This window comes from Ensifer sp. R1-3, assembly GCF_056739175.1.
This window is the reverse complement of the sequence record NZ_CP096515.1, coordinates 1,754,570-1,774,889: the sequence shown is the minus strand read 5'-3', so window position 1 is coordinate 1,774,889 and position 20,320 is coordinate 1,754,570. Positions and strand designations below refer to the sequence as shown.

Genomic DNA, 20,320 nt, shown 5'->3' with positions numbered 1-20,320 from the left:
CAGCCTGAGTTGTGATGCTTGTCCGTTGCTTTGAGGTGTCGGCCGCTTTGGCGCCTTGGTGACGGATCTTCCCTCTCGCAATTCGAGCCTTGATGTCGCGGCAGAACCGCAGTCTCCATCGCGAGATAGCGGTCGGTTCCGAGGCGGCAAGCGCTAATCGACGGCATTTTGTACATCCTCCCCCTGAAACTCTGTTTCAGGTTTCGTCGCTGGATTCCGATAGGAGAAAGAAATGACAGAGACTTCGCTCGGTACGAGCAATGAACTCCTGGTTGAGCTTACGGCGGAGATCGTTGCCGCCTATGTAAGCAACCACGTGGTTCCGGTTGCCGAGCTGCCGACGCTCATAGCCGACGTGCATTCGGCTCTCAACAACACCACGGCTCCTGCGCCGGTGGTCGTTCCGGTGGAAAAGCCGAAGCCTGCGGTTTCGGTCCGAAAGTCGGTGCAGGACGACCAGATCACATGTCTCGAATGCGGCGGCACCTTCAAGTCGTTGAAGCGGCATCTGATGACGCACCACAACCTTTCGCCGGAAGAATACCGCGACAAGTGGGATTTGCCTGCGGATTATCCGATGGTCGCACCGGCCTACGCGGAAGCGCGCTCGCGGCTCGCCAAGGAAATGGGTCTCGGACAGCGTCGGAAGCGTCGCGGCAAGTGATCCGGGCGGCCCCACTGGGCCGTCGGGAACGCGCAAGCGAACACCTGAGTTGTGTCATAAAAGCCGGCCGGTTCAGGCCGGCTTTTTTTTCGACGTTCAGTATTTCATTGAAACACTGACACACTCTAACCCTTCGAGGCTACGCACTTCCGGACGGAAAACCGTTACGCACCTTTCCTCGAAGTGCTCTAACTCTTTGCCGGTCAGGCGGGCAGGCGCCCTTCGGCTTCGCTCTTGATACGCCGGATCATCGAGCGCAGGCCGTTCGCGCGTTGCGAGGAAAGATGTTCGATGAGGCCGATCTTGCCGAAGATGTCGAGAGCGTCGATTCTGGTAATTTCCGAAGCACGCTTACCGGAGAAGATCGCGAGGACGATCGCCACGAGGCCGCGCACGATATGCGCATCCGATTCTCCCTCGAAGGTGAGGAGCGGGTCTTCAGCATCGCCGGTCGCATGGGTCACGAGCCAGACCTGGCTGGCACAGCCTTGAACCTTATTCTCGCTCGTCCTCGAGACTTCCGGCATCTCGGGCAGGTTTTTGCCAAGTTCGATCACATAGCGGTAGCGATCTTCCCATTCGTCGAGAAATGCAAAGTCGTCGATGATCTGGTCAAGTGAAGTCATGCTATGTCCGGCTTTCGGCGCCCGCTGCGTAGCGCAGTCCGCGTGAAAGGCGACTGCTTCAACCGCCTTTCGGGCGCATCGTTATCTCACCTTCATATAGGAGACGCGGGCCGCAAAGAGAACAGGCAATCGCGTTTCCCCGCGCTGCCACGCCCGAACGATCGGTCTGCCTTCGTCGCGGCAGGAGTTACTTCCCGGAAGCCGGACCGGGATCGAGGCGGTGTTCCGGAACCGGCATACGCTTGAAGGCCGGTTCGGCCTTCTCCGTCGCCTCCGCCGAAGGGACACTTTCTGCCGGTGTGACGGTACCGGTCATGACCTTGACGTCGGGAGCGGCGGCATCGCCTTCCGCGAACTGGGTGTTGAGAAACTCATAGGCGATCCGAGCGCCTTCGCGCGCGCGATGTCCGAGGGCGACGAAAGTCTCCGCACCCTTTTCGCAGACGTCCGGCTTCTCTACGCAGATGGCGCTTATGTATTGGATGGCTTCGTTCGCGGCAGAGAAGGTGCCGCCGATCTCCATCTTCGGGCCATGCTCGAGCTTCTCGCTGCTCGACGGATCGAGAAACGGCAGCAGCACCAGCACCAGCGAGAACCAGAACGTCGCCTTAACGAGAAACCACATCTTGCGCCATCCTCTTTTGCCTTCGGCTGCGGCCGTGGTGTTTACGCTTCGAAACTAGCGCGGGAATCACAAGGCCACTTTTCCAGAAACAACGGTATTTGCTTCAAATTTTATTGAAATTCATGACTGGCATATTCGTGCAGCCGCTTTTCCCTGCATTTTAGCGATCGTCGTTAACGCTCGTGGCGGGGGTCTCGGCCTCAAGCCCCGCGTTCCCGGCGCCGGGTAGTGGCGATGCCTGCCCAAATCGTTAACGCGAACCGAAAAATCCACGAAAATCCGCTGCTTACGCACCGTTAACCACATCTGACGATGCTCGCGCGGATTGCCTCAAATCGGGAATTTTCGGCCGCCCGGGGCGCCCCCGGAGAGCGGCCGTTTATTCTTTCATTAAGTCGGGGGTGCGAGATTCGGGTCATCACGAGGCGGTCGTCCGCGACGATGCGGAACGGTCCGGAAATGCCTCGCAAGAACGACAAATTCGGCAGGGCAAGGCGTGAATTTATTGCGTGACATGGCTGGCAGATGGACATCCCTCGTGGATGAAGCGGCCGCACCTTGGCTGCCGCGCGGCGGCCTGGGCTCAGCTATTGCGCGTCACGACTTCAGACGCCTGCGTGCCGTCGCTGCCGTATCCTTGACCGCGCTGCCGATCGTCCCTCTCGCGCTGACGCTGGCATTGCCCGTATCCGCCGCCCTGCCGGCGGGAGCGGCGCTTTGGGCCTCGGCGTCCCTGCTGGCCGCGGCTGCAGCCATTGCCGGCGGCCGAGAATTCCCGACGGACGGCGAGGTGGAATTCGCGCCTGCACCGGAACTGCCCGATCTCAATGCGGCCTATGATCTCTTTGCGGGTTTGGTGACCGTCCACGATACCCGGGGCCACGTCCTGTCCGTCCACGGGCGCGATGCGAGTGAGTATCTGAAACTGATGCGCGATCCGCATGGGCGCGGCTTCATCGAGCAGATCCATGTGTCGGATCGCATCGCCTTCCTGAGAGCGATCGATTCGCTGCGCCTGGACAGCGAGCGTTCTGCCGTGGACATCCGTCTCGAACGGACGTCGGCGGATGGCCCTCAATTCGCACATATCTACTGCGAGATGACGCCGCTTCGAGACGCTGAAGGAAATCTCCTTGCGATTGTCGCCCAGTCCCGCGATGTCTCCGAAGAGGCGCGTTTGCAGGCAGAGGCGGCGGCCAAGGCAGCACATGCCGAGTCGGCCAACGATGCCAAAACGCGGTTCCTTGCCGCCGTCAGCCATGAATTGCGCACGCCGCTCAATGCCATCCTCGGCTTTTCGGACGTGCTTGCAGGCGAATATTTCGGAAAGCTCGAAAACGATCGCCAACGCGAATATGTGTCGCTGATCCATCAGTCCGGCACGCATCTTCTCTCGGTCGTCAACACGATGCTCGATATGAGCAAGATCGAAGCGGGCCGTTACGAGCTTCTCCTCGAACCGTTCCGTGTCGCCGAGGCCATCGCCGCCTGCGAGGCCATGCTGTCGCACCAGGCGCGCGAAAAAGGCGTGCGGCTGACGAGCCGCGTTACCCGTTCGGTCGGCGAAATCAATGCAGACCAGCGCGCCTTCCAGCAAATCCTCATCAATCTCATCGGCAACGCCATCAAGTTTACCGACCGCGGCGGGCTTGTCACGGTGGATGCCGCGCTCGAAGGCAACATGCTGAAGCTAACGGTCAGCGACACCGGAATCGGTATTGCCGCTGACAAGCTGCAAATGCTCGGCCAACCTTTCGTCCAGATTCAGAATGACTATACCCGCCGCTACGAGGGTACCGGACTCGGCCTGTCGCTGGTCAAGGGACTTGCTGAACTGCATGGCGGCGACGTTTCGATCCGCAGCGCCGAAGGGGAGGGTACCGTGATCGTCGTAACCATTCCCAGCGACGCCTCCGGCGCGGCCGAAAGGCAGTGCGCGGATGCGCCCGTCACAGTGGAGTTCCCGCCGCGATTGAAACAGAACGCAGACGGAAAGAGGGAAGCCGGAGTGCCGGCGTTGTCCGAGGCTCTCCGCACCGGAGAAATTGACAGGGAAGGGGGACATGGCGCCGCGCAAGCGAAAACAGCCTGAGCGCAAGCGGGCGGCGCGGCGCGGAGCGGGTCTTGCCTTGCGCGGACTCGCTGTCGTCGGCCGTGGCCTCGTGCTCACCGGCCGCCTGATTTCCCGTCATCCGGTGAGCGCCGGCGGGTCGGCGATCTTTGCCGTCGTCTTCAGTTTCGTCGCCGCAAACGCCATGTGGTACCAGAACGGTACTCATCCCTCGCCGCTTCTGCGTACCCGCGTGCCCCTCGTCAGTCCCGAAGTGGCCGAGCGCCTTGCGGCCGCCAAAGGCGAGCCGGTCGAGCAGCGCGATGTTACCACCTTCGTAATAGAGCGGGAGGGGGACGCGAAGGCCGGCGATGCGGCAACGGCCGGATCCAACGAACGGCACGCGTCGCTTCCGGCGCAGGACGTACCAGAAGCAGATGCGCACGGTAGCACGGTCTCGACGCTGGTTGCGGACATCCAGAAGGAACTGGCAAGGCTCGGCTTCTACGAAGGAGCGCCGGACGGCCGAAGCGGACCGAAGACCTCTGCGGCGATCCTCCGCTTCGAAAAGCAGGCCGGCCGCATGGAGACCGGTGCGCCGAGTGCCGATCTGCTTCAGGCACTGCGCAACGCCGGCGGCTCCTCGCCGGCCGTTGCGACGCCCGCCAACCGGCCCTATTCCGACCCGAAGACTGTTCCGGCCGAGGCGGATCCGGTTGCCGCTGCCATCCGCAGCGCCGAGAAGGGCAACGCGCTCGACCCTCGCACGGAGGCTCCCGTGTCGAGCGAAATGGTGATGAACATCCAGAAGGGGCTGAGCAATCTCGCCTATGCGGATGTCGTCGTAGACGGCGTTGCCGGCGATCAGACGCGCGCAGCCATCCGTCACTTCGAAAAACACTATCATCTTCCTCAGACCGGAGAGCCCAACCCCAAGGTTCTCAAGAAGCTTAAGGAAATCGGAGCGCTCTGACGGCCAGAGCAAGAGGAGCAGTTGCGCACCACTGGCGGTCGGTCGCTCCGTTTGCATCTCGCCGGTGGCGCGTGTATCAGCTTTGCATGCGCCTGAGGTCCCACATTTTCGTCTCCTCGCTTTTGCGGAACGCCTTTGGACGCGGCGGGTATGCGGCCGTGCTGCGCAAGGGAGCGGAGGACGCCGGCGCGATCTTCATCCGGCAGCGCGGACGATCGGGCTACGAGACGCTTTACGCGCCGGCGCCGCAGAATTTCTTCGATGAGGAAGGAGATACGTCGCGCCGCTTCGAGGTGCGATTGCGGGGCGTCGAAGCCGAAGCCGTCGAACGGGCGCTTTCCTCGGAAATCCGCTTCGACCCGGACTGCTGGATCGTAGAGTTGGAACTCGACGACTGCAGCGACCTGTTCGATCTGGTCTAAGGCCTGTTGAGATTCATCTGGAGTTTATGACGGCTGCTGCGAGATGGATGATGGCGCTTCTCCTCGCCCTCATCTCTGTGCTTGTCACAGAGATGAGGGCAGCGCCGCGTCTGCGGCGCGGGAAGCGTTCTTTCAGCCGAAGGACTTGGTCTGGCTGGATCCCTGTGACGAGCACAGCATCCCGCTCTATCCCATTAGAATCGATCACGTTCATGATTTTAGGTCGACCCGACCTAGCTAAAATCATCGTGATCTAGTGCTGGCCGAAGCCCCGCTTTGGTTCGACGGCCTTGCTTTGACGCGCAACCGTTTGCGCCTCGTGCCGGCGCGGGTCTGCGGCTCGATTTTCCGCAAGCAGGCTCTCATGCCGGGAGGGCTTCGCCCCGTTTGCATCGGCGCGAAGCCAGGACGCCACCCGTTCGCCGCTCGCCTGCCGGTCGAGACTTCGGATCAGTGCTTCGGCGCGGTTGCCGCCGCCGATTCTTTCGGAAAGGTGGGGATAGAGCCCCTCGAGCACGCGGCTTTCCTCGTCCGCCGGGAAGGCGAGAGCTGCGAGCGTCGCGGCGAGTTGCTGGCCGGAAACATCGAGCAATATACGGTCGGTGAGTGCGCGGCTTGCTCCGAGCGAGTCTGCCAGGGCCGTGGAGAAGAGCGTCGTTTCGCCATTGCGCGCAAAACGGACGAGCAGCGCGCAATGCAGCTCGCTGATGGGTTGGATCGGCAGTGTGCCGTTCTTCTCCTGTGTTCCGACGCGCGCCAGCGCCTTGATTTCCGCGCGCAGCTTTTCTTCGCGATCGACGGCTGCGGCAGCCGTCTGCGGATCGCTCGCCACCGGGCGACTGGCGCCGTCGTGAAGCCGTGCGGGGAGGGGAGCGGACTGATGATGTTCGACGAGCACGTCGATCACCGAAGGCGAAAGGTTCTCCCGACGGGCAATGGCGTTCGCGTGGCCCGGCCCCTGTTGGCGAATGATGGAAATGAGCACGCCGTCGGAAATCGCTGCCGCACGGGCGAGGAAGGCGGCGGCGATCGAAATGGGCATGCTGCCGATCAGCAGGGCCACCGGCTCCGGCACGTGGGGGCATTGGGATAGCGCCGCCGCCGCCTGCCGGCGGGCCTCGTTGCTGGAGCCGAGGAAGAGCGGCTCGAACAGCTCGGTAAATTGCTTCATGTCGGACCGGCTTGGAAGCCGAAGGCTCTCGAAGCCGGTGACGGTCGCCATCAGCACGACGTCCTTCAACCGCCCCGTCTGCGGCCGTTCCAACTCACGAAACCGGTTTGTCACGACATATCCTAAAACGCAAAGCATGACGGCATTCCGATGGTTCGGAACGACACACGTGTCTAAAACTAGATCGAAATCGTTAGCGCAGCATTAACTATGGACGTTGGGGCTTTATTCAGGCTTGCGTCATTCTGGTGACGAGCCGCCCCTGCAGCGGAAGGCCGCTTTCCTCAGCCATAAAAAGTCCACAAGCGCTCCCTTTTGATCCGATCGACGGCAAACGCCGGAAGCGAGTCGGGCTGCGGCCTCTCATGTGGGAGTTGATTTGTGAAGAAAATGTTTCTGAGGGCGGCTGCCTGTGCGCTGCTGCTCATGCCCGCGGCCGCATCGGCGGCCGAAGGTTTTGCGACTGCCAATGTCAATATGCGCTCGGGACCGAGTACATATTATCCGGCTGTAACGGTCATTCCGGTCGGCGAATCGGTGGAAATCCACGGCTGCCTCTCGGAAAGCGCCTGGTGCGACGTTTCCTTCTACGGCGGGCGGGGATGGGTGGCAGGCCGGTATGTGCAGGCCGCCTATCGCAGCCGCCGGGTCTATGTGGAGCCGGAATACTACCGTCCGCTCGGCATCCCGACAGTCGTCTTCGAGTTCGACAGCTATTGGGATCGCAACTACCGCGGCCGTGATTTCTATCGCGATCGCGACCGCTGGAGGCATGACCGCGATTGGGATCGCGAGCGTGAACGCGACCGGCCCGAATGGGAACACCGCCAGGTGCGGGAACGTCGGGACTGGGAGCGTGACCGGGAGAGAGAGCGGCGCGAATGGGAACCGGAGCGCGGCAGTGACGATGACCGCTGGCGCAGGATCGAGGGGGCTGAACGGGAACAGTCGCGTCGCGAGCGCCTTTACGACGGTCAGAGGACCATCGTGGAATGCGATACCGGCGATTTCCGCTGCGAAGAGTAGGCGCTGCGATTCGGTCGCTTCACTCCAGGGTCGGCGATCGTCGCCGGCCTTCCTGCCGCCGTTGAACTTGCGTCGTCCCTCCATGGGAACCAATCCGGCCTCGACGCGTTGAAATCGCGCAAAGGGTGATCCCGGAATGGCAAGGAGCGGAGAGATGGCGGAGAAGAATCTGGCGGCAGTCGGCGCAGAGACGGGTGCCGAAACGCGGACGTCCGGCGCACAGGCCGAATTGGAATCCCAGGTCCAGGAACTGAAGGCAGAGATCGCCCGGCTGACGGAGACCGTCTCGGCCATCGGCACCGGAGCCAAGGCCGTCGTGCAGGGGGAAGCGGAACTGATGACGCAGCGCGTCCGGGAGCGCGTTCGGGAAGAACCCATTTCGACGCTGCTGACGGTCGCCGGCGTAGCTTTCCTTTTCGGTTTGATTGCAAGGCGCTGACGGACGGACTGCCGGATTTGCAAATCCCCCAAGATTGAGGATTGCGCGAGGTTAATGCGTCATGGTCTGGATTAACAAATGGTTAACCAGGCTGTGGCTCAATCGGCACAAGGCGGCTATTATCGCCTCGCCTCTTATGCCGAAACGGACGACATCCGGGTGACCGGAAGAAGGAGTGAGTGAGAAGGGCGCGTCTGTCCGGAAACCCGGAAAATGCGTCAGCCCGAAAACGGGCAGGGTGAAATCTGTACGGTAGTTCATCCGTCTCGTGAGACTATGGAGACGAGCATGGCAGACGTAATCAGAATGCAGGACCGGATCGTCAAACGCCCTCGACGGCGTCCTGTCGGGAAGGGCGGCGCCAAGGTGTTGTTCTTCACAGGAATCCGTTACGAAAGGCTGGACGGCCGCGGACCGCAGCCGACTGCCCCGGCTGGCCGCCAGGCCAAGAAGCAGTAAACTCGCGGGCAAAGCGCCGGCAGCGCCCGTCCGGGCGGTGCGGTCGTTTGCCGCGCAACTTCGACCACCTCGACTTCAGTCTCCCCCCAATTGCCGTTACCTTCGCACTACCGCTGGAAGGGCTCGCACCTCGACTCCGCAAGGAAAGTGCGGACCAGGTCCTCGAAGCTGTCGAGAGGTGCCAGGGCTCGAAGAACCGCGTATCCTTCCTGGTCCTTCATCTCGATCATGATCGATTGCGCCAGCGCTTCGGGTGGCGACTTGCGCAGTTCGACGAGCTGGATCGGTGTCGCGACCACGAGATCGAGATCGCCATTGACGGCTGTCTGGTCGTTCATGCTGAAGACCTCGTTCGACCCGCTGTCGAAGATCGCAAGCGACCAGAAGGGTACGTCGCCGCGCCCGACGAAGCGGGCCGGAGCATCCGCCACCGAGAAGCTGCAGACGGCCGTACGCAGGAAGGGGTCGGCGTTGTTCAGGCCTGTCGGTCCCGGTTCGGCCGTCAGCGGAAAGAAGCTGTCCATTTCGAGCAGGCCGAGCACGCGCGTATAGGCATCGCGGCCGGTGAACTGGGGCAGGGCGAGTATGATCACGATATGAAGAAGCGCCGCTCCGACGAGACCGACGAGAATGGCGAAGATGATGCTACGCATGCCCGCACCCGGTCTTTACGATCTTCGGCATTGCGAGGTCGATCAAGCCGGAGGAACCTGCCGTTGGCGTGTCAAGAAGGGTCAGCACGAGCGCGAAGCTGCCCGTCCGCCGTATCGCCAGCCAGTTGTCGGGCTGGGCAGCGGGGGAAACGTGAATGACGAAACGGCTGTCCTCGGCGCGCAGGACGGTCCAGGAATTGATTGCGGAGGGCAGTTCCGCACCCGGCATCAGCGCGGTCCCGTCCGCCGCCGCCGCATAAAGGGTCCAGAACCGCGCCGGCGGCGTCATACCTGAAACGTCATAGGAGCAGGCGGCCGAGAGGCGCGCACCGGTATCGTCCGTGAGCGCGGTAAATGCCAGTCCCTCGGCACCGCCATAGAGCAATTCGCCGGCCCGGGCGCGGTGCGCCTTGGCATAGGGATCGGCGGAGACGGTCTGCGCTTCGGGAAAAGCGACCCAAGGACCGATTGCGATCGAGCCGAAACCGACCGTCGCCTTCAGCGCCCACACGGCCGTCCCGATTCCGCCGCCGAACGCGACGATGAGGGCAAGAGCGACAAGGAGGGGAACTCGAAACAAGTGGCGGCTCTATCGAATGTTGCGTCGTTTACCCTGTCGGCGCTCGTGGGGGCGCCGCTCGGCTTGTTCGCCAGAGAACGGATTTCTGACTGCAAAGTCAATTGTTTGTCGTGCCCGGCATGGTCCGCATGTTCACGCCTCGATCCGTCGGCTCGAGCACGGCCACCTTGCCGCCGGGCCTTTCGCGCGCCTTGAGCGGTTGCGCTTTCTCGAATGTGTCGCCGATCTTTTTCAACAGCCGGGTTACGTCCGCGGACAGTGATCGCGGCCGCACGAGCGGCGGCAGGGCGTTCTCGTCCGGCTTCGCAGTTTCGGCGGATCGCTCCTTCGCCGGTTTGGCGGGCGCGATTTCGATGCCCGGAATCGTGCGGTGCTCGATCCCCTGTTCGGCATAGTCCATCAGTCGTTTGAAGGTCATCGCCGGGAGAGAGCCGCCGGTCATTTCGTCGGTGGAGGTATAGTCGTCATTGCCGAACCAGACGGCCGTGGTGTAGTCGCCGGTGAAGCCGACGAACCATGCGTCGCGATAGGCCTGTGTCGTTCCGGTCTTGCCGCCGGTGACGATCCCGTTGTCGAGGGCTGCGCGTCGCGCCGTGCCGATGACCGGGATCTGCGTCAGGATGCGGTTCATCGACGAGACTGCCTGTTCGCTCAGCACCCTGCGTGGGGGCGGCGCGTCGCGCCCGAAGTCGTAGAGAATGTCGCCGTCGTAGTTGAGAATCTGACTGATGCCGTGGCGTCGCGACTGTAACCCGCCCGCCGGAAAGACCGCGTAGGCCGTCGCCTGATCGAGCACGGTCACTTCGGAGGTGCCGAGCGGCATAGTCTTGTCGGTGCGAACCGGGGTCTCGATGCCCATTCTCTTGGCGGTCTCGGCAATGATTTCTGTACCGAGCTTGTCCTTGGCGAGGCGGACCGGAATAGTGTTTATCGATCTGGCGAGCGCGTTCATCACCGTTACCCGGCCGGCATATTTGCGGCCGTAGTTCTGCGGCGACCAGCCACGCCAAGTGATCGGCGCGTCGACGACGACCGTTTCCGGTGTCATGCCCTTTTCCATCGCGGCAGCGTAGGTATAGACCTTGAAGGACGAGCCCGGCTGGCGCAGCGCGCGCGTGGCGCGGTTGAACTGGCTTTCGCCGTAGTCGCGGCCGCCGACCATCGCCCGTACCGCGCCGCCATGCTCGACCATGACGAGAGCGCCCTGCTTGACCTTGTAGCTCTCGCCATATTGCCTGAGGCCCGATTCGACCGCTTCCTCGGCTGCTTGCTGCAGCCCCATGTCGATCGTCGTGCGCACGATCAGCGAATGCTGCGCGAAGGGAGCGGCAATGCGCTGGACCTCTTCGAAGGCCCAGTCGAGGAAGAAATCCGGTGCCTTGACCTGGGCACGATCGACCACAGAGGCCGGGGTGAGGCGGGCGGCGATCACCTGTCCCTCCGTCATCAGCCCGCCCTGGACGAGATTGCTCAGGACCTCGTTGGCGCGGGCACGAGCCGCCGGCAGGTTCACATGGGGGGCATAGCGCGCCGGCGCCTTGAAGAGCCCGGCGAGCATCGCCGACTCGGCAAGATTGACGTCGGTAATCGCCTTGCCGAAATAGAATTGCGCCGCCGCTGCCGCGCCGAAGGTGCCGCCGCCCATATAGGCGCGGTCGAGATAGAGGCGGAGGATTTCCTTCTTCGACAGGTTGGATTCGAGCCAGACGGCGAGAAAGGCTTCCTTGATCTTGCGCTCGATCGTCCTCTCGTTCGAGAGGAACAGGTTCTTGGCCAGCTGCTGCGTGAGTGTCGAGCCGCCTTGAACGACCCCGCCGGCGCGAGCGTTCTCGGTCATGGCGCGTGCGAGCCCGAGAAAATCTATGCCCCAATGGTCGAAGAAGCGCCTGTCTTCCGTGGCGAGGACCGCTTTTATAAGGTGATCCGGCAGCTCGTCGATCGGGACGGAATCCTCGTGGATGATGCCCCGGTGGCCGATCTCGTTACCGTAGCGGTCAAGAAAGGTGACTGCGAAATCGCTTTGCGCCCGCCAGTTGCCCTCGGTTTCCTCGAAGGCGGGAAGGGCGAGCGCCAACATCAGCACCGAGCCCGCCGCGCCAAGCGTCATTCCCTCGCCGAGCACTTCGAAGAACGCTCTTTTCCAGCCGCGCACGCGAAAACGGCGGAAAAAGATGGTGGTGTCCTCCCACCACTCCCCGAGCCGGAATCCTGCGCTCCATACGGTCGAATCGATCCAGGAATCGATCCGAAGAAAGATGTGTCGCCTTTTCGGCCGGTTGTCCTCTTTCCTCGGTTCCTGCACGGCTTTCATGTCCCGAAGGTTCTGCCTCATGACGATATTTGCACGGGGCGGCAATCCAATCTACTTGCATATCGCGCAACCCGCCTTAAAAAACCGGCAATTTTCTGCGAAGTTTCCATGTTGGCTCGGATTTTATGAAAGTGTGACTTTATGGGCGAAATGCCTTTCTGGAAGACGAAAGGTCTCGAGGAGATGACCGGCGCGGAGTGGGAGAGCCTCTGCGATGGTTGCGGGCTCTGTTGTCTCAACAAGCTCGAGGATTGGGACAGTTCCGAGATCGCCTGGACTTCGATCCGCTGCACGCTGCTCGATGGAGAAAGCTGTCGTTGCAAGGACTATGACAATCGCCAGGCAACCGTGCCGGACTGCATTCAGTTGACGCCGAAGGCAGTGCGCGAGATCAGCTGGCTGCCGCCGACCTGCGGTTACCGTCTGGTCGCCGAGGGCAGGGATCTCTACTGGTGGCACCCGCTCGTCTCCGGCGATCCGGAGACCGTGCATGCGGCCGGCATATCCGTGCGCGGACGCACCGTCGCCGAGGACGGCATCGATATCGAAGATTATGAAGATTATCTCGTGACCTGGCCGCTAGAGGTCGGCAGGGAGCCGGCCGATTAGGGCACGGCGCAGAGTGCTGCAGCGACTTTGCGTATCCATGAAATGCGCGGCACCGTCGCCGTCAGTGACGGCCGTTCTTGGCGACGAGGCTTCTCGGCGCGACATTGCGCCATGCGGTTTCCATGGACTGGCGAACGAGTTCTTCGTCGGCACCGACGAAATAGAATGATGTCCAGCCGCGTGCGCCCCAGCCGCCGGGAACGGCGGCGCAGACGCCGGGCTCCATTTCCAGAAGCATTCGCTGCTGGTCGGGCGTGAACTTGAAAACGGCGCGGCCGGCTTCCGGCAGGGTCATGAAAATCCGCTTGCCCACACGGAAATCCCGTGCACCGAAATGGGCATTTTCCTGGGTTCCCGGAAGGCTCAGGGCCAGCTTTTCGATTTCTTCGGTCAGCATGCCAGGAGAGTAGCATGGAATTGCCGATTGGCAAAAACCCCGCGCCGCCGGGGCCGCCACAGCAATTCACTCTGCGGGAGGAACGGTCTTCTGTGCAGCCTCGCCGACCGTGCGCATTTCGCGCCACTCGTTCTCGAACCGCTCGAGCAGCGATTGCGGAATTCTGGATTGCGGTGATACCGGCGGCTTGTTGGCGAGTGTCTTCATCCGGCTCTCCTTTGGGCGAGAATGTTGGACTGGGCGGACGATTCCACAGGATAAAGACTTTGTAAATCAGCGGTTTAAAGCATTTAAACGATTGAAAAAAATTTAAATCGATTAATTTTCCAGCCGATCCACAGAAAGATGCCGGCGTCATCATCGATGCCCGCACCGAGCTGCCCGAAAGACCGGTTCGCCCGACCTCTGCAATCTGTGGTCGTTTTCCTCGGCCAGAGGTCAAGCAACCGCCGGACGCGGGTGCGCGTATCCTCAAGGCCGACATTCATTTGCCATTCAGCCTGTATCGGTTAATGATTCCGGCATAGTGCTTCCCAGTCGAAAGTGCGTTCATGTCTTCAGCATTGACCATAGCCGCGCTCGCCGCAGGCCTCGCAGGCTTTTCTCCGCCTGCCGTCAACGTGCCTGCGGTTGTCGTCCGCGTGGCTGGCGATTGCAGCGCGGCCGCCGCGCAGGTGGTCGCCCAGACGGGTGGCGAGCTGCTTTCTGCCCAGCCGACCGGCGATGGGCAGTGCGTGGTGACGGTGCTCATCCCGGGCAATGGAGGGCGCCCCAAGAAAGTCACGGTGAAAGTGCCTATGTAAGCTCTTTCGTGGTACCCGAAGGCAAGGGAAGTGGACGAGAATGCGCATTCTGATCGTCGAGGACGATACCAATCTGAACAGGCAGCTGGCTGACGCTCTGAAGGAGGCCGGTTATGTCGTCGACCAGGCTTATGACGGCGAAGAGGGCCACTATCTAGGCGATGCGGAGCCCTATGATGCGGTAATTCTCGATATAGGTCTTCCGGAGATGGACGGCATCACCGTTCTCGAGAAATGGCGCGCAGACGGCAAGACCATGCCGGTGCTGATCCTGACGGCCCGCGATCGATGGAGCGACAAGGTCGCAGGCATCGATGCCGGCGCCGACGATTATGTGGCGAAGCCTTTCCACGTCGAGGAGGTGCTGGCCCGCATCCGTGCGTTGATCCGGCGGGCCGCCGGGCACGCAAGCTCCGAGATCGTCTGCGGCCCCGTCCGTCTCGACACCAAGGGCTCCAAGGCGACTGTCGCTGGCGTAGCGCTGAAGCTCACATCGCACGAGTTCCGTCTGCTTTCCTACCTCATGCACCATATGGGACAGGTGGTTTCCCGCACCGAGTTGGTCGAACACATGTATGATCAGGACTTCGATCGCGATTCCAACACGATCGAGGTTTTCATCGGCCGGCTCCGTAAGAAGATCGGCAACGATCTGATCGAAACGGTGCGCGGCCTCGGATATCGCATGCAAGCACCCGGCAATGGCCATTAGATCGCTCACGGCGCGCGTTCTGTCGGTTTCGACCGTCTGGGCCGTCGTTGCCCTCGTGGTTATCGGGGTTGTCATCTCAGCCCTTTACCGGCAGGGGTCCGAGCGCGGCTTTCAGGATCTGCTGCGCGCGCAGCTCTACAACGTCATCAACTCCATCTCCGTCGACGAGAAGGCCGCGCTCTCCGGGAGCCCGCAGCTCGGCGACCTGCGCTTTTCCCAGCCTCAGACGGGCTGGTACTGGATCGTCGAGCCGATCGGCGAATTCGACACGCCGCCGCTGATATCGACGTCGCTCGGCACGGCGAAACTGCCGATCGTCAGCGTCGACGAGGTCCCCTTCGACATCCGCTACGAGCGGTTCTACACCACCACGGATCCGTTCGGAAACGAGGTCGAGGTGGCAGAGACCGAGGTCGTTCTCGACATTCAGGGCCACGCCGCCCGCTTCCGCGTCGCCGGCAACCGCGATGTGCTCGAGGCGGATATCGACCGCTTCACGCGCAACCTCACGATCGCCCTGTCCATTTTCGGCCTTGGCGGCCTTGGCGTGAACGCGCTCACGATCCTGTTCGGCCTGAAGCCGCTCGACCAGGTACGCCGCTCGCTTGAAAAGATCCGCACGGGGGAGAGCGAGCGGCTGGATGGCGCTTTCCCGCGGGAGATCCAGCCGCTTGCCAACGAGGTGAACGCGCTGATCGACAGCAATCGGCGCATCGTCGAACGCGCGCGCATGCAGGTCGGCAATCTGGCCCATTCGCTCAAGACGCCGATCGCCGTGCTGCTCAACGAGGCGAGAGTGCTGGAGGTGCCGCACGGCGAACTGGTCAGGGCCCAGGCGGACGCCATGCAGACACAGGTGCAATCCTATCTCAGCCGCGCCAGGATCGCCGCCCAGCGCGGGTCGGTTCTGGCGCGGACCGAAGCCCAGCCGGCACTGGAAAGAATCATGCGGGTGATGCGGCGCCTCAATCCCGACAAGCAATTCAGCCTCTCGATCAATCCGCCCGGACTGGTGCTGGCGATGGAACAGCAGGACGTCGAGGAAACGGTCGGCAACTTGCTGGAAAACGCCGCCCGTTACGCGCATGATCGGATCTCGCTGAATGTCGAGCCGGCCCCTGAAGATGCGCGCGAAAGGGAGCCGGGCCGCCAGTGGATCGTGCTCCAGATCGACGACGACGGACCGGGGCTCGACCCCGATCAGATCGCGGTGGCGATGAAGCGCGGCAAGCGGCTCGACGAGAGCAAGCCCGGAACCGGGCTCGGTCTTTCGATCGTAAGCGAGATCGTGGGTGAATATCAGGGAAGTGTGGAGCTCAGCCGTCGCGATGTTGGAGGATTGCGGGCCACGCTCGTACTGCCGGCCGCAGTCTAAGCGCCAACCGGATAGGACCGATGCGGGACGATCGTGATCCGGCGGTCACACCCGGACCTGAAAATGCCGGCGCTGACGGCAGGCGGTTGCCTCGACCCTCAGGTGGTGCAAAAAGAACTCGACTGGCGACCGACAAGAGGAATGAGTAGCGCGTATCATGAGGAATTACGCAGAAATGACGCGAGCCTTCGCTTCACGCGGTAGGATCGCGGTGGTGGCTTCGGGTGTAGCCCTCGCCGGCTGTGGCACGACCTCGTCCGGCCAAGGCGGGGCGGTTGCCGGACTCGGAGCAGCTTCCACCCGCGTTGCATCGTCCGCGACCTATATCGAAGCCCTGCAGGGTGGCGTCGTTTCGCGCCTTGGCGGCGTCGATCTCGGCAAGTCGGACCGGCAGCGGGCGCTCGAGGCCGAGTATCGCGCCCTCGAGGCCGCGCCGGGCGGGCAGCCCGTCGCCTGGCAAGGGCGGGGCGTCAGCGGCTCCGTCGTCGCTGCCGCACCGTATCAGGTCGGGTCGCAGAATTGCCGTCAATACAGCCATACGGTTACCGTCAAAAGCCAACAGACCACGGCACGCGGCGCGGCCTGCCGCAACAGCGATGGAAGCTGGACGCCGCTCACCTGAGCGGCACCGCCCTCGCATATCCCGAACCGTGGAAGGTGTTGAATCGCGGCCGGTTTGCTTTGGGCGAGCGGATTCCTCGCGCGCGGCGGCACTTCTTGCGGCGAAACGCCTCAAATATACGTCATTGCCGGTTTTCGAGTTGGAATGACATGGCCCTCATAGTATTCCCCAAACATGTTGTTCTGGATCCTCGTCGCCATTCTGACGGCGGCTGTCGCAGCCGTGCTTCTTCTGCCGCTCATGCGGGCGGCAGAGCCACTGCCGTCTCGCCATAGTCACGACATCGAAGTCTATCGCGATCAGCTCGGTGAGCTGGCGCGGGACCGGAGGGCCGGTCTGATCGGGAGCGAGGAAGCCGAGCTGGCCAGGGCCGAGATCGCCCGCCGCATGCTTGCAGCCAGTGCCGCGGATCAGGCTGTGGCGGAGCGCACGCCGAAGCGGCTTCTATCCAACCGCCTGGCGCAGGCTTTCATTTTCCTCTGTCTTCCGGCTGTCGGCCTTTGTCTCTATTTGACGACCGGGAGCCCCGGCGTGCCGGCGCAGCCGCTCGCGGCCCGCCTTGCCGACCCCGGCGACGACGTCAACATCCTGATCGCGAAGGCCGAAAACCACCTGGCCCTCAATCCTCAAGACGGTGCCGGCTGGGATCTGCTGGCGCCGATCTACATGCGCCATGGCCGCCTGGACGATGCCGTCGCCGCCTACGACCGCGCGATCCGCCTGCTCGGGCCAACCCCGGCAAGAATGGGCGGCTACGCCGAGGCCCTGGTGGCGCAGGCCGGCGGTCTGGTTACAGCCGAGGCGCAGAACGCTCTGCAAAAGGCGCTGGCCCTCGACCCCGACGATCCACGCTCCGCATTCTACCTCGCGCTCGGCCTGAAGCAGGAGGGCAAGCACGCAGAGGCGCTCGCAGCATTCCGCAAGCTCGCAGAGAGCTCACCGGCCGATGCGCCCTGGCTGTCTCTGGTAAACCAGCATATCGCGGAGCTCGCCGCCGCCCCGGCCGGCCCTGCCGCGCCCGGAAATCCGGCTCCCGGCGATATTGCCGCCGCAAAGGAAATGAATGCCGGCGACCGGCAGGCGATGATCCGCGGCATGGTCGACAGCCTGGCAAGCCGCCTGAAGGAGGACCCGGCCAACCTGGAGGGCTGGATGCGCCTGATCCGTTCCTATGTGGTGCTGGACCAAAGAGACAGGGCGAAAGATGCGTTGCATGACGGACTTAGGGCCTTCCCGGCAACGGGCGAGCAGGGGAAGCAGTTGCTGGCCTTGGCCCGGGAACTGGGGATCGACGCCGGCGGAGAGGCTGAATGACACGCAAGCAGAAAAGGTTGGCGATAATCGGCGGCGGCGTGGCATTTCTGACGGCCGCGGTGCTGCTCGTCATGTTCGCCTTCAGCCAGGCGGTCGCCTATTTCTATGTTCCGGGCGATCTTGCGAAGGCCGACGTCGCGCCGGGGACGCGTATCCGCCTCGGCGGACTTGTCGAGGCGGGCTCCGTCAAGCGCGGCGAGGGCAGGACCATCACCTTCACGGTGACGGATACGCTTGCGACCGTTCCGGTGACCTATACCGGCATCCTGCCCGACCTCTTCCGAGAGGGCCAGGGCGTGGTGGCCGAGGGTGCCTTCGTCGGCGGCAGCCCGGTTTTCGTTGCGGACACCGTCCTCGCAAAGCATGATGAGACATACATGCCGAAGGATGTCGCCGACCGCCTCAAAGCGCAGGGCGTCACGCTCGGCGGGGAGGAAAACATCCGATGATCATCGAACTCGGGCACTATGCACTGGTTTTGGCGCTCGCGACGGCGATCATCCAGGGCGTCCTGCCCGTCCTGGGGGTGCGACGCGGCGACCCTTCCCTGATGGGACTGGCAGCGAACGCGGCGCTCGTCTGCTTCCTGCTGGTCGCTTTCTCCTTCGCCGTGCTGACTTTCGCCTATGTGACATCGGATTTCTCGGTCAAGAACGTCTGGGAGAACTCGCATTCCCTCAAACCGCTGATCTACAAGATCACCGGGGTCTGGGGAAACCATGAAGGCTCGATGCTTCTCTGGCTGCTGATTCTCGTCTTCTTTTCCGCGATGGTGGCGCTCTTCGGCCGCAACCTGCCGGAGACGTTGAAGGCGAACGTGCTTGCAGTGCAGGCCTGGATCGCGACAGCCTTCGCGTTCTTCGTCCTGCTGACCTCCAATCCCTTCGCGCGGCTCGTGCCGGCACCGGGCGAGGGCAGGGACCTCAACCCCGTGCTGCAGGATATCGGGCTCGCGATCCACCCGCCCTTGCTCTATCTCGGCTATGTCGGCTTTTCCGTATGCTTCTCCTTCGCGGTCGCCGCGCTCATCGAGGGGCGGATCGATGCGGCCTGGGCGCGTTGGGTGCGGCCGTGGACACTTGCCGCCTGGACTTTTCTTACCGCCGGCATCGCCATGGGCTCCTATTGGGCCTATTACGAGCTGGGCTGGGGCGGCTGGTGGTTCTGGGACCCGGTCGAAAACGCCTCCTTCATGCCTTGGCTCGCCGGAACGGCACTTCTGCACTCGGCCCTGGTCATGGAAAAGCGCGAAGCGCTGAAGATATGGACCGTGCTGCTGGCGATCATGACCTTCTCGCTGTCGCTGCTCGGCACGTTCCTGGTGCGCTCCGGCGTGCTGACATCCGTCCATGCCTTCGCCACCGACCCGACCCGCGGCGTCTTCATTCTCGCCATCCTGGTCGTCTTCATCGGCGGCGCGTTTTCGCTCTTTGCCTTCCGTGCCTCCCATCTCAAGGCCGGGGGAATATTCGCACCGGTTTCGCGCGAGGGTGCGCTCGTCGTGAACAACCTGATCCTGACGACGGCCACGGCGACGGTGCTGACCGGCACGCTGTATCCGCTGGTACTCGAAGCGCTGACCGGCGACAAAATTTCGGTCGGCGCGCCGTTCTTCAACATGACGTTCGGTCTGCTGATGCTGCCGCTCATCGCCGTCGTTCCCTTCGGCCCGCTGCTTGCCTGGAAGCGCGGCGACCTTGCCGGTGCGGCGCAGCGTCTGTTTGCGGCTGCCGCGCTCGGCCTGCTCGCCGCGGCGATCTGTTATTACGCGGCAAACGGTGGTCCGGTCCTGGCTCCTTTCGGCCTCGGCCTCGGCGTCTACCTGATTCTGGGAGCGCTCACCGATCTGGTTCTGCGCTCCGGTCTCGGCAAGGTGGCGGCGGGCGTCGCCTGGAGACGGCTTTCGGGCCTGCCGCGTTCGGCTTTCGGCACGGCGCTCGCCCATATCGGGCTCGGAATCACCCTGATCGGGATCGTCACGGTCACGGCTTTCGAAACGGAAACGGTCGTCGAGATGAAACCGGGGGCGGTGGTCGATGTCGGGCGTTACAGCCTGCGTTTCGACGGCATGCGTGAAGGGCGCGGGCCGAACTATACCGAGGATTCCGGCCATTTCACCGTCAGCCGAGGCGGAGTCGAGGTTACCGAGATCTGGTCGTCGAAACGGCTCTATTCGGCGCGGCGCATGCCGACGACCGAGGCCGGAATCCGGACCTTCGGCCTGAGCCAGCTCTATGTATCCTTGGGCGACGACATGGCGGACGGCGGCATCGTCGTCCGCATCTGGTGGAAACCGCTGATCCTATGCATCTGGGGCGGCGCGCTCGTGATGATGGCCGGCGGCGTCGTTTCGCTCAGCGACCGGCGCCTTCGCGTTGGCGCGCCGGCGCGTGCCAGAAAGGCCCTCGCCCTGGATCACGATGATTTCAGGTCGGATCGACCAAAAATCATCAACGTGATCGATTCTAAAGGTTAGAGCGGGATGCGGG

23 protein-coding genes are annotated in these 20,320 nt (G+C 62.8%); 15 read left to right on the top strand and 8 right to left on the bottom strand.

Annotated features, from left to right (window positions below; genetic code table 11):
* Positions 1-232: 232 nt before the first annotated feature.
* Positions 233-664 (top strand): exopolysaccharide biosynthesis transcriptional regulator MucR, encoded by a 432-nt coding sequence (mucR, locus tag M1D43_RS08580; protein ID WP_003527383.1) that lies wholly within the window; start codon positions 233-235, stop codon positions 662-664.
* A gap of 203 nt (positions 665-867) precedes the next feature.
* Here the strand turns inward: mucR and M1D43_RS08575 are convergent, their stop codons facing one another.
* Together M1D43_RS08575 and M1D43_RS08570 are read right to left on the bottom strand one after the other, a co-directional pair.
* Positions 868-1,290 carry a SufE family protein gene (locus tag M1D43_RS08575; protein ID WP_003527382.1) on the bottom strand — a complete coding sequence of 141 codons (423 nt, stop codon included), beginning with the start codon at positions 1,288-1,290 and terminating at the stop codon, positions 868-870.
* Positions 1,291-1,477: 187 nt separating this feature from the next.
* A complete protein-coding gene (locus M1D43_RS08570; RefSeq protein ID WP_003527381.1) occupies positions 1,478-1,915 on the bottom strand; it encodes a DUF5330 domain-containing protein in 438 nt (145 codons plus the stop codon).
* 514 nt (positions 1,916-2,429) lie between these two features.
* Here M1D43_RS08570 and M1D43_RS08565 point away from each other — a divergent pair.
* From M1D43_RS08565 to M1D43_RS08555, 3 genes are all read left to right on the top strand, one after another.
* Positions 2,430-4,007, top strand: coding sequence for a sensor histidine kinase (locus M1D43_RS08565; protein WP_127540578.1), 1,578 nt, complete (start codon positions 2,430-2,432; stop codon positions 4,005-4,007).
* A complete protein-coding gene (locus tag M1D43_RS08560; protein ID WP_127540520.1) occupies positions 3,979-4,938 on the top strand; it encodes a peptidoglycan-binding domain-containing protein in 960 nt (319 codons plus the stop codon). The genes M1D43_RS08565 and M1D43_RS08560 overlap by 29 nt, the downstream gene beginning before the upstream one ends.
* Positions 4,939-5,024: 86 nt before the next feature.
* Positions 5,025-5,360: a DUF1491 family protein gene (locus M1D43_RS08555; protein WP_127540522.1), complete on the top strand. Its 336-nt coding sequence runs from the start codon at positions 5,025-5,027 to the stop codon at positions 5,358-5,360.
* 253 nt (positions 5,361-5,613) lie between these two features.
* Here the strand turns inward: M1D43_RS08555 and M1D43_RS08550 are convergent, their stop codons facing one another.
* Positions 5,614-6,669, bottom strand: coding sequence for a DUF2336 domain-containing protein (locus M1D43_RS08550; RefSeq protein ID WP_153313427.1), 1,056 nt, complete (start codon positions 6,667-6,669; stop codon positions 5,614-5,616).
* 243 nt (positions 6,670-6,912) lie between these two features.
* Here M1D43_RS08550 and M1D43_RS08545 point away from each other — a divergent pair, with 243 nt between their 5' ends.
* The 3 genes from M1D43_RS08545 (at position 6,913) to M1D43_RS08535 (ending at position 8,455) form a co-directional block, all read left to right on the top strand.
* Positions 6,913-7,557, top strand: a complete 645-nt coding sequence (locus M1D43_RS08545; protein WP_318853836.1) for an SH3 domain-containing protein — start codon at positions 6,913-6,915, stop codon at positions 7,555-7,557.
* Between the two features lie 154 nt (positions 7,558-7,711).
* Entirely contained in the window at positions 7,712-7,996 is a 285-nt protein-coding gene (locus M1D43_RS08540) for a hypothetical protein (RefSeq protein WP_003527375.1), read from the top strand.
* A gap of 288 nt (positions 7,997-8,284) precedes the next feature.
* Positions 8,285-8,455, top strand: a complete 171-nt coding sequence (locus tag M1D43_RS08535; protein ID WP_013844138.1) for a hypothetical protein — start codon at positions 8,285-8,287, stop codon at positions 8,453-8,455.
* Positions 8,456-8,562: 107 nt separating this feature from the next.
* Here the strand turns inward: M1D43_RS08535 and M1D43_RS08530 are convergent, their stop codons facing one another.
* The 3 genes from M1D43_RS08530 to M1D43_RS08520 all read right to left on the bottom strand — a co-directional run bounded on the left by M1D43_RS08530 (position 8,563) and on the right by M1D43_RS08520 (position 12,020).
* The gene (locus M1D43_RS08530) at positions 8,563-9,108 is read right to left on the bottom strand and encodes a DUF1254 domain-containing protein (protein WP_003527373.1); all 546 of its coding nucleotides are present in this window, start codon (positions 9,106-9,108) and stop codon (positions 8,563-8,565) included.
* The gene (locus tag M1D43_RS08525) at positions 9,101-9,688 is read right to left on the bottom strand and encodes a DUF1214 domain-containing protein (protein ID WP_003527372.1); all 588 of its coding nucleotides are present in this window, start codon (positions 9,686-9,688) and stop codon (positions 9,101-9,103) included. The genes M1D43_RS08530 and M1D43_RS08525 overlap by 8 nt, the downstream gene beginning before the upstream one ends.
* A 97-nt stretch (positions 9,689-9,785) precedes the next feature.
* Positions 9,786-12,020, bottom strand: coding sequence for a transglycosylase domain-containing protein (locus M1D43_RS08520; RefSeq protein ID WP_127540526.1), 2,235 nt, complete (start codon positions 12,018-12,020; stop codon positions 9,786-9,788).
* Positions 12,021-12,140: 120 nt separating this feature from the next.
* Here M1D43_RS08520 and M1D43_RS08515 point away from each other — a divergent pair, with 120 nt between their 5' ends.
* Positions 12,141-12,608 (top strand): YcgN family cysteine cluster protein, encoded by a 468-nt coding sequence (locus tag M1D43_RS08515; RefSeq protein WP_003527370.1) that lies wholly within the window; start codon positions 12,141-12,143, stop codon positions 12,606-12,608.
* Positions 12,609-12,669: 61 nt separating this feature from the next.
* On the opposite strand, the gene M1D43_RS08510 is transcribed toward M1D43_RS08515, so the two are convergent.
* The gene (locus M1D43_RS08510; protein WP_153313428.1) at positions 12,670-13,005 is read right to left on the bottom strand and encodes an MmcQ/YjbR family DNA-binding protein; all 336 of its coding nucleotides are present in this window, start codon (positions 13,003-13,005) and stop codon (positions 12,670-12,672) included.
* Positions 13,006-13,071: 66 nt separating this feature from the next.
* A complete protein-coding gene (locus M1D43_RS08505) occupies positions 13,072-13,212 on the bottom strand; it encodes a hypothetical protein (protein WP_003527368.1) in 141 nt (46 codons plus the stop codon).
* A 344-nt stretch (positions 13,213-13,556) separates the two neighbouring features.
* Between M1D43_RS08505 and feuN the strand changes: the two genes are divergently transcribed.
* From feuN to M1D43_RS08470, 7 genes are all read left to right on the top strand, one after another.
* The gene (gene feuN, locus M1D43_RS08500) at positions 13,557-13,808 is read left to right on the top strand and encodes a two-component system FeuPQ modulator FeuN (RefSeq protein WP_153313429.1); all 252 of its coding nucleotides are present in this window, start codon (positions 13,557-13,559) and stop codon (positions 13,806-13,808) included.
* Between the two features lie 40 nt (positions 13,809-13,848).
* Entirely contained in the window at positions 13,849-14,520 is a 672-nt protein-coding gene (gene feuP / locus M1D43_RS08495) for a two-component system response regulator FeuP (protein ID WP_003527364.1), read from the top strand.
* Positions 14,510-15,895, top strand: a complete 1,386-nt coding sequence (gene feuQ, locus M1D43_RS08490; protein ID WP_003527362.1) for a two-component system sensor histidine kinase FeuQ — start codon at positions 14,510-14,512, stop codon at positions 15,893-15,895. Before feuP ends, feuQ begins: the two co-directional genes overlap by 11 nt.
* 175 nt (positions 15,896-16,070) lie before the next feature.
* On the top strand, positions 16,071-16,517 hold the full coding sequence (locus M1D43_RS08485; RefSeq protein WP_003527360.1) for an RT0821/Lpp0805 family surface protein: 447 nt from the start codon (positions 16,071-16,073) through the stop codon (positions 16,515-16,517).
* A 174-nt stretch (positions 16,518-16,691) separates the two neighbouring features.
* Positions 16,692-17,831, top strand: coding sequence for a c-type cytochrome biogenesis protein CcmI (gene ccmI / locus M1D43_RS08480; protein WP_153313430.1), 1,140 nt, complete (start codon positions 16,692-16,694; stop codon positions 17,829-17,831).
* Positions 17,828-18,280 (top strand): cytochrome c maturation protein CcmE, encoded by a 453-nt coding sequence (gene ccmE / locus M1D43_RS08475; RefSeq protein WP_003527358.1) that lies wholly within the window; start codon positions 17,828-17,830, stop codon positions 18,278-18,280. The genes ccmI and ccmE overlap by 4 nt, the downstream gene beginning before the upstream one ends.
* Positions 18,277-20,307 (top strand): heme lyase CcmF/NrfE family subunit, encoded by a 2,031-nt coding sequence (locus M1D43_RS08470; RefSeq protein ID WP_153313431.1) that lies wholly within the window; start codon positions 18,277-18,279, stop codon positions 20,305-20,307. The genes ccmE and M1D43_RS08470 overlap by 4 nt, the downstream gene beginning before the upstream one ends.
* Positions 20,308-20,320 lie beyond the last annotated feature (13 nt).

Excerpts from the sequence above, each read along its gene's own strand:
- M1D43_RS08510 (WP_153313428.1), bottom strand. The coding sequence starts at position 13,005 with ATGCTGACCGAAGAAATCGAAAAGCTGGCCCTGAGCCTTCCGGGAACC.
- M1D43_RS08550 (WP_153313427.1), bottom strand. The coding sequence starts at position 6,669 with ATGCTTTGCGTTTTAGGATATGTCGTGACAAACCGGTTTCGTGAGTTG.
- M1D43_RS08505 (WP_003527368.1), bottom strand. The coding sequence starts at position 13,212 with ATGAAGACACTCGCCAACAAGCCGCCGGTATCACCGCAATCCAGAATT.
- M1D43_RS08470 (WP_153313431.1), top strand. The coding sequence starts at position 18,277 with ATGATCATCGAACTCGGGCACTATGCACTGGTTTTGGCGCTCGCGACG.
- M1D43_RS08520 (WP_127540526.1), bottom strand. The coding sequence starts at position 12,020 with ATGAGGCAGAACCTTCGGGACATGAAAGCCGTGCAGGAACCGAGGAAA.
- feuP (WP_003527364.1), top strand. The coding sequence starts at position 13,849 with ATGCGCATTCTGATCGTCGAGGACGATACCAATCTGAACAGGCAGCTG.
- mucR (WP_003527383.1), top strand. The coding sequence starts at position 233 with ATGACAGAGACTTCGCTCGGTACGAGCAATGAACTCCTGGTTGAGCTT.
- ccmI (WP_153313430.1), top strand. The coding sequence starts at position 16,692 with ATGTTGTTCTGGATCCTCGTCGCCATTCTGACGGCGGCTGTCGCAGCC.
- M1D43_RS08575 (WP_003527382.1), bottom strand. The coding sequence starts at position 1,290 with ATGACTTCACTTGACCAGATCATCGACGACTTTGCATTTCTCGACGAA.
- M1D43_RS08515 (WP_003527370.1), top strand. The coding sequence starts at position 12,141 with ATGGGCGAAATGCCTTTCTGGAAGACGAAAGGTCTCGAGGAGATGACC.
- M1D43_RS08570 (WP_003527381.1), bottom strand. The coding sequence starts at position 1,915 with ATGTGGTTTCTCGTTAAGGCGACGTTCTGGTTCTCGCTGGTGCTGGTG.
- M1D43_RS08555 (WP_127540522.1), top strand. The coding sequence starts at position 5,025 with ATGCGCCTGAGGTCCCACATTTTCGTCTCCTCGCTTTTGCGGAACGCC.
- M1D43_RS08530 (WP_003527373.1), bottom strand. The coding sequence starts at position 9,108 with ATGCGTAGCATCATCTTCGCCATTCTCGTCGGTCTCGTCGGAGCGGCG.
- feuQ (WP_003527362.1), top strand. The coding sequence starts at position 14,510 with ATGGCCATTAGATCGCTCACGGCGCGCGTTCTGTCGGTTTCGACCGTC.
- M1D43_RS08540 (WP_003527375.1), top strand. The coding sequence starts at position 7,712 with ATGGCGGAGAAGAATCTGGCGGCAGTCGGCGCAGAGACGGGTGCCGAA.
- M1D43_RS08535 (WP_013844138.1), top strand. The coding sequence starts at position 8,285 with ATGGCAGACGTAATCAGAATGCAGGACCGGATCGTCAAACGCCCTCGA.
- M1D43_RS08560 (WP_127540520.1), top strand. The coding sequence starts at position 3,979 with ATGGCGCCGCGCAAGCGAAAACAGCCTGAGCGCAAGCGGGCGGCGCGG.
- M1D43_RS08565 (WP_127540578.1), top strand. The coding sequence starts at position 2,430 with ATGGCTGGCAGATGGACATCCCTCGTGGATGAAGCGGCCGCACCTTGG.
- ccmE (WP_003527358.1), top strand. The coding sequence starts at position 17,828 with ATGACACGCAAGCAGAAAAGGTTGGCGATAATCGGCGGCGGCGTGGCA.
- M1D43_RS08485 (WP_003527360.1), top strand. The coding sequence starts at position 16,071 with ATGACGCGAGCCTTCGCTTCACGCGGTAGGATCGCGGTGGTGGCTTCG.
- feuN (WP_153313429.1), top strand. The coding sequence starts at position 13,557 with ATGTCTTCAGCATTGACCATAGCCGCGCTCGCCGCAGGCCTCGCAGGC.